At 54.0% G+C, this 5828-nt stretch carries 3 tRNA genes and 3 rRNA genes; all 6 read left to right on the top strand.

Going from position 1 to position 5828, the window contains the following annotated elements:
* Positions 1-347 precede the first annotated feature (347 nt).
* Positions 348-1836, top strand: a 16S ribosomal RNA gene (locus OXR00_RS19545).
* 176 nt (positions 1837-2012) lie between these two features.
* Positions 2013-2089: transfer RNA gene (locus tag OXR00_RS19540), tRNA-Ile, on the top strand.
* A 10-nt stretch (positions 2090-2099) separates the two neighbouring features.
* Positions 2100-2175 (top strand) — tRNA-Ala (locus OXR00_RS19535).
* 443 nt (positions 2176-2618) lie between these two features.
* A 23S ribosomal RNA gene (locus OXR00_RS19530) occupies positions 2619-5412 on the top strand.
* A gap of 147 nt (positions 5413-5559) precedes the next feature.
* Positions 5560-5674: ribosomal RNA gene (rrf, locus tag OXR00_RS19525) — 5S ribosomal RNA — on the top strand.
* The 16S, 23S and 5S rRNA genes sit together here with 3 tRNA genes alongside, the layout of an rRNA operon.
* A 76-nt stretch (positions 5675-5750) precedes the next feature.
* A tRNA-Met gene (locus OXR00_RS19520) sits at positions 5751-5827 on the top strand.
* Position 5828: the final 1 nt, after the last annotated feature.

The raw sequence follows: 5828 nt of genomic DNA, 5'->3' as shown, positions 1-5828 counted from the left end.
AAAAACCGTTTGACGGTGTGTGGGTGTTCACTTAGAGGGGTTTCACCGCAGCGGTTGACCGATTGGTTGTTGTTGTGGTCATCAAATTGTCGGCGCTGGGCACCTTCTGGTAAAAGGGAGGTTTAGCTGGGCGTCGGTATTTTGCGCTTTTTGACATTGTTGGTTTAGATGAAGGGACATGTGGGCGGCGGCTCCGGGTCCAGCGTTTTCAAGGCGTTGGGTGCTCGGTAGCAATAAGCTGGCTCGCAAGTCCTTCACGTATCCATACGTAAATGATTTGTGCAGAGCTTGCTCCTTGAGATGAGCTTGTCTGACGGGGTTATTCCGCCTCGCTGGATGAGATACATAAACTTGAGAGTTTGATCATGGCTCAGAATGAACGCTGGCGGCATGCCTAACACATGCAAGTCGAACGATGTCTTCGGACATAGTGGCGCACGGGTGCGTAACGCGTGGGAATCTGCCCTTAGGTTCGGAATAACAGCGAGAAATTGCTGCTAATACCGGATGATGGCTTCGGCCCAAAGATTTATCGCCTAGGGATGAGCCCGCGTAAGATTAGGTAGTTGGTGTGGTAAAGGCGCACCAAGCCGACGATCTTTAGCTGGTCTGAGAGGATGATCAGCCACACTGGGACTGAGACACGGCCCAGACTCCTACGGGAGGCAGCAGTGGGGAATATTGGACAATGGGCGCAAGCCTGATCCAGCAATGCCGCGTGAGTGATGAAGGCCTTAGGGTTGTAAAGCTCTTTTACCCGGGATGATAATGACAGTACCGGGAGAATAAGCTCCGGCTAACTCCGTGCCAGCAGCCGCGGTAATACGGAGGGAGCTAGCGTTATTCGGAATTACTGGGCGTAAAGCGCACGTAGGCGGCTTTGTAAGTTAGAGGTGAAAGCCTGGAGCTCAACTCCAGAATTGCCTTTAAGACTGCATCGCTTGAATCCAGGAGAGGTGAGTGGAATTCCGAGTGTAGAGGTGAAATTCGTAGATATTCGGAAGAACACCAGTGGCGAAGGCGGCTCACTGGACTGGTATTGACGCTGAGGTGCGAAAGCGTGGGGAGCAAACAGGATTAGATACCCTGGTAGTCCACGCCGTAAACGATGATAACTAGCTGTCAGGTCTCATAGAGATTTGGTGGCGCAGCTAACGCATTAAGTTATCCGCCTGGGGAGTACGGCCGCAAGGTTAAAACTCAAATGAATTGACGGGGGCCTGCACAAGCGGTGGAGCATGTGGTTTAATTCGAAGCAACGCGCAGAACCTTACCAGCGTTTGACATGTCCGGACGATTTCCAGAGATGGATCTCTTCCCTTCGGGGACTGGAACACAGGTGCTGCATGGCTGTCGTCAGCTCGTGTCGTGAGATGTTGGGTTAAGTCCCGCAACGAGCGCAACCCTCGCCTTTAGTTACCATCATTTAGTTGGGGACTCTAAAGGAACCGCCGGTGATAAGCCGGAGGAAGGTGGGGATGACGTCAAGTCCTCATGGCCCTTACGCGCTGGGCTACACACGTGCTACAATGGCAACTACAGTGGGCAGCAATCCTGCAAGGGTGAGCTAATCTCCAAAAGTTGTCTCAGTTCGGATTGTTCTCTGCAACTCGAGAGCATGAAGGCGGAATCGCTAGTAATCGCGGATCAGCATGCCGCGGTGAATACGTTCCCAGGCCTTGTACACACCGCCCGTCACACCATGGGAGTTGGGTTCACCCGAAGGCGTTGCGCTAACTCAGCAATGAGAGGCAGGCGACCACGGTGGGCTTAGCGACTGGGGTGAAGTCGTAACAAGGTAGCCGTAGGGGAACCTGCGGCTGGATCACCTCCTTTCTAAGGATATCGGCGGAAAGCGCCTGATGCCTCGGCATTGGGAAGAGCTTCCTCCATTCCAAAGAACATTTGCCGCCGTCCTCATGTCCCTTCATCTTCTGGAAATCAGCGCAGCCAGCGCTGTGTCGTGCTCTGTTGAGCAGCGATATGGTCTGGCGATGCGCGGGCACGGTTTTGGGCCGGTAGCTCAGGTGGTTAGAGCGCACGCCTGATAAGCGTGAGGTCGTAGGTTCAACTCCTACTCGGCCCACCACGACTTTGATGGGGCCTTAGCTCAGCTGGGAGAGCGGTTGCTTTGCAAGCATCAGGTCATCGGTTCGATCCCGATAGGCTCCACCAAGCCGCAGGCGAAGAGAGGGATTAGCAAGCTAATCTGCACTTCGCTAATGCCGGCCAGCGCTTGCGAAGCGCGTCACAAGGCGCAGCTTTGCTGCGACTGACGGCGCAGCGGTCAACGCACACGTTGCCCCCAAGATTTTCCAGATGATGAAGACATCAGTTTGCCGCACCCCTCGGGGTGTTGGCGATACCGAGAGCGCAAGCGCTCTCTTTATTTGACATTGTGAATGGGTTCTTAAAATCGATGCCGTGAATACGGCATGTGGTTTTGGACGAGAGGTTTGGAAGGGTTCGCCTTTTCGATCGAGCGGACGAACTGCGTGCTGCAAATATCAGGCTGAGCATTTTAATCATCCGCACCAAGATACTGTGACAGTGCTGCTCTGCCGAGTTTTGGTTGGTCGCAAGATCAACCCAGCGTTGTCATTGGTGGTGCGGACTCTCAAGCGTGAGGTAAGGGCAATTCGTGGATGCCTTGGCGCATACAGGCGATGAAGGACGTGGCACGCTGCGATAAGCTGCGGTGAGGTGTGAGCAACCTTTGACCCGCAGATTTCCGAATGGGGAAACCCACCCATCCCGTTTAACTCTGCTGCGATGAAGATCGCAGTTGGGCTAAATGGTGTGAGGTATCATGAGACTGAATACATAGGTTTCGTGAAGCGAACCCGGCGAACTGAAACATCTCAGTAGCTGGAGGAAAAGACATCAACCGAGATTCCGTTAGTAGTGGCGAGCGAACGCGGACCAGGCCAGTGCCTGGAGTTCAACTAGCAGAACGGTTTGGAAAGACCGGCCATAGCGGGTGACAGCCCCGTATGCGAAAGTGAGACTTCAGGACTTGAGTAGGGCGGGACACGTGTAATCCTGTCTGAACATAGGGGGACCACCCTCTAAGCCTAAATACTCGTATGCGACCGATAGTGAACTAGTACCGTGAGGGAAAGGTGAAAAGCACCCCGATGAGGGGAGTGAAACAGTACCTGAAACGGATTGCCTACAAGCAGTTGGAGGGGTCTTGAGCCCTGACAGCGTACCTCTTGCATAATGGGTCTGTGACTTAATGTTTCAAGCAAGCTTAAGCCGTTAGGTGTAGGCGCAGCGAAAGCGAGTCTGAATAGGGCGACATAGTTTGAAGTATTAGACCCGAAACCCGGCGATCTAGGCATGACCAGGATGAAGGTGCAGTAACATGCACTGGAGGTCCGAACCGATTAACGTTGAAAAGTTACCGGATGAGTTGTGTTTAGGGGTGAAAGGCCAATCAAGCCGGGAAATAGCTGGTTCTCCGCGAAAACTATTGAGGTAGTGCCTCGGATGGACACCCTAGGGGGTAGAGCACTGGATGGATGCGGGGGTCGCGAGACCTACCAACTCTAACCAAACTCCGAATACCTAGGAGTGATATCCGGGAGACAGACGGCGGGTGCTAAGGTCCGTCGTCAAAAGGGAAACAGCCCTGACCTACAGCTAAGGTCCCCAAGTCATCACTAAGTGGGAAAGCATGTGGAACTTCCAAAACAACCAGGAGGTTGGCTTAGAAGCAGCCATCCTTTAAAGAAAGCGTAACAGCTCACTGGTCTAAACAAGAGGTTCTGCGGCGAAGATGTAACGGGGCTAAAGTGATGCACCGAAGCTTAGGGTGTGGATTTATTTCCACGCGGTAGCGGAGCGTTCCGTACGCCTGTGAAGCGGTCTGGTAATGGACCGTGGAGGTATCGGAAGTGCGAATGCAGACATGAGTAGCGATAAAGAGGGTGAGATGCCCTCTCGCCGAAAGACCAAGGGTTCCTGCGCAAGGCTAATCCGCGCAGGGTGAGCCGGCCCCTAAGACGAGCCCGAAGGGGGTAGTCGATGGGAACCACGTTAATATTCGTGGGCCTGGTGGTGTGTGACGGATCTCGTGTGTTGTTCTCCCTTATTGGATTGGGAGGGCTTCGAAGAGGTTCCAGGAAATAGCCCCACCGTATAGACCGTACCCGAAACCGACACAGGTGGTCAGGTAGAGTATACCAAGGCGCTTGAGAGAAGTGTCCTGAAGGAACTCGGCAAATTGCCTCCGTACCTTCGGAAGAAGGAGGCCCTCACTATGCGCAAGCACTTTGAGGGGGCACAGGCCAGGGGGTAGCGACTGTTTAGCAAAAACACAGGGCTCTGCTAAGTCGGCTTCAAGACGACGTATAGGGCCTGACGCCTGCCCGGTGCCTGAAGGTTAAGTGGAGGAGTGCAAGCTCTGAAATGAAGCCCAGGTAAACGGCGGCCGTAACTATAACGGTCCTAAGGTAGCGAAATTCCTTGTCGGGTAAGTTCCGACCTGCACGAATGGCGTAACGACTTCCCCACTGTCTCCAGGACATGCTCAGCGAAATTGAATTCCCCGTGAAGATGCGGGGTTCCCGCGGTTAGACGGAAAGACCCCGTGCACCTTTACTGCAGCTTCAGAGTGGCATTAGGAAAGAACTGTGTAGCATAGGTGGGAGGCTTTGAAGCGTTGGCGCCAGCTGACGTGGAGCCATAGGTGAAATACCACCCTGTTGTTTTCTGATGTCTAACCTGCACCCGTGAAACCGGGTGAGGGACCCTCTGTGGCGGGTAGTTTGACTGGGGCGGTCGCCTCCTAAAGAGTAACGGAGGCGCGCGATGGTGGGCTCAGGACGGTTGGAAACCGTCTGTTAGAGTGCAATGGCATAAGCCCGCCTGACTGCGAGACTGACAAGTCGAGCAGAGACGAAAGTCGGTCATAGTGATCCGGTGGTCCCTCGTGGAAGGGCCATCGCTCAACGGATAAAAGGTACGCCGGGGATAACAGGCTGATAACCCCCAAGAGCTCATATCGACGGGGTTGTTTGGCACCTCGATGTCGGCTCATCACATCCTGGGGCTGGAGCAGGTCCCAAGGGTTTGGCTGTTCGCCAATTAAAGTGGTACGTGAGCTGGGTTCAGAACGTCGCGAGACAGTTTGGTCCCTATCTGCCGTGGGCGTCGAAATTTGAGAGGAGTTGACCCTAGTACGAGAGGACCGGGTTGAACGTACCTCTGGTGTACCTGTCGTCGTGCCAACGGCGCAGCAGGGTAGCTATGTACGGACGGGATAACCGCTGAAAGCATCTAAGCGGGAAGCCTCCCTCGAGATAAGATTTCATAGAGCCGTGAAAGACCATCACGTTGATAGATCGGATGTAGAAGTGCGGTAACGCATGGAGCTAACCGATACTAATTGCTCTATTCGCGCTTGAGAGTCCCACCATCAATGACAACCCTGGGTCACACCAGCAGCGTCAGACGATTGGCGGATGATCAAATGCAAACGCCTGATACAAACTCCCAATACGTGCACGGTATCGATTTTAAACCCGAACACATTCTCGCGCACCGGCTCCATTGCCTGGTGGCTATAGCGTCTGTGCCCCACCCGATCCCATCCCGAACTCGGCCGTGAAACCAGCCTGCGCCAATGGTACTATCGCTTAAGCGATGGAAGAGTAGGTCGTCGCCAGGCATTGAAGCCCGTGCGCGAGAATAAACTTCGAACACAGAACCCATTCACATGTCTCCCCCAAAAGGGATATCCTTGGCGCGGGGTGGAGCAGCCCGGTAGCTCGTCAGGCTCATAACCTGAAGGTCACAGGTTCAAATCCTGTCCCCGCAACCAA

Source organism: Sphingomonas sp. GC_Shp_3 (assembly GCF_026540945.1).
Taxonomy (GTDB): Bacteria; Pseudomonadota; Alphaproteobacteria; order Sphingomonadales; family Sphingomonadaceae; genus Sphingomonas.
The sequence above is the reverse complement of the archived record's forward strand: the minus strand, read 5'-3'. Positions and strand labels throughout refer to the sequence as shown.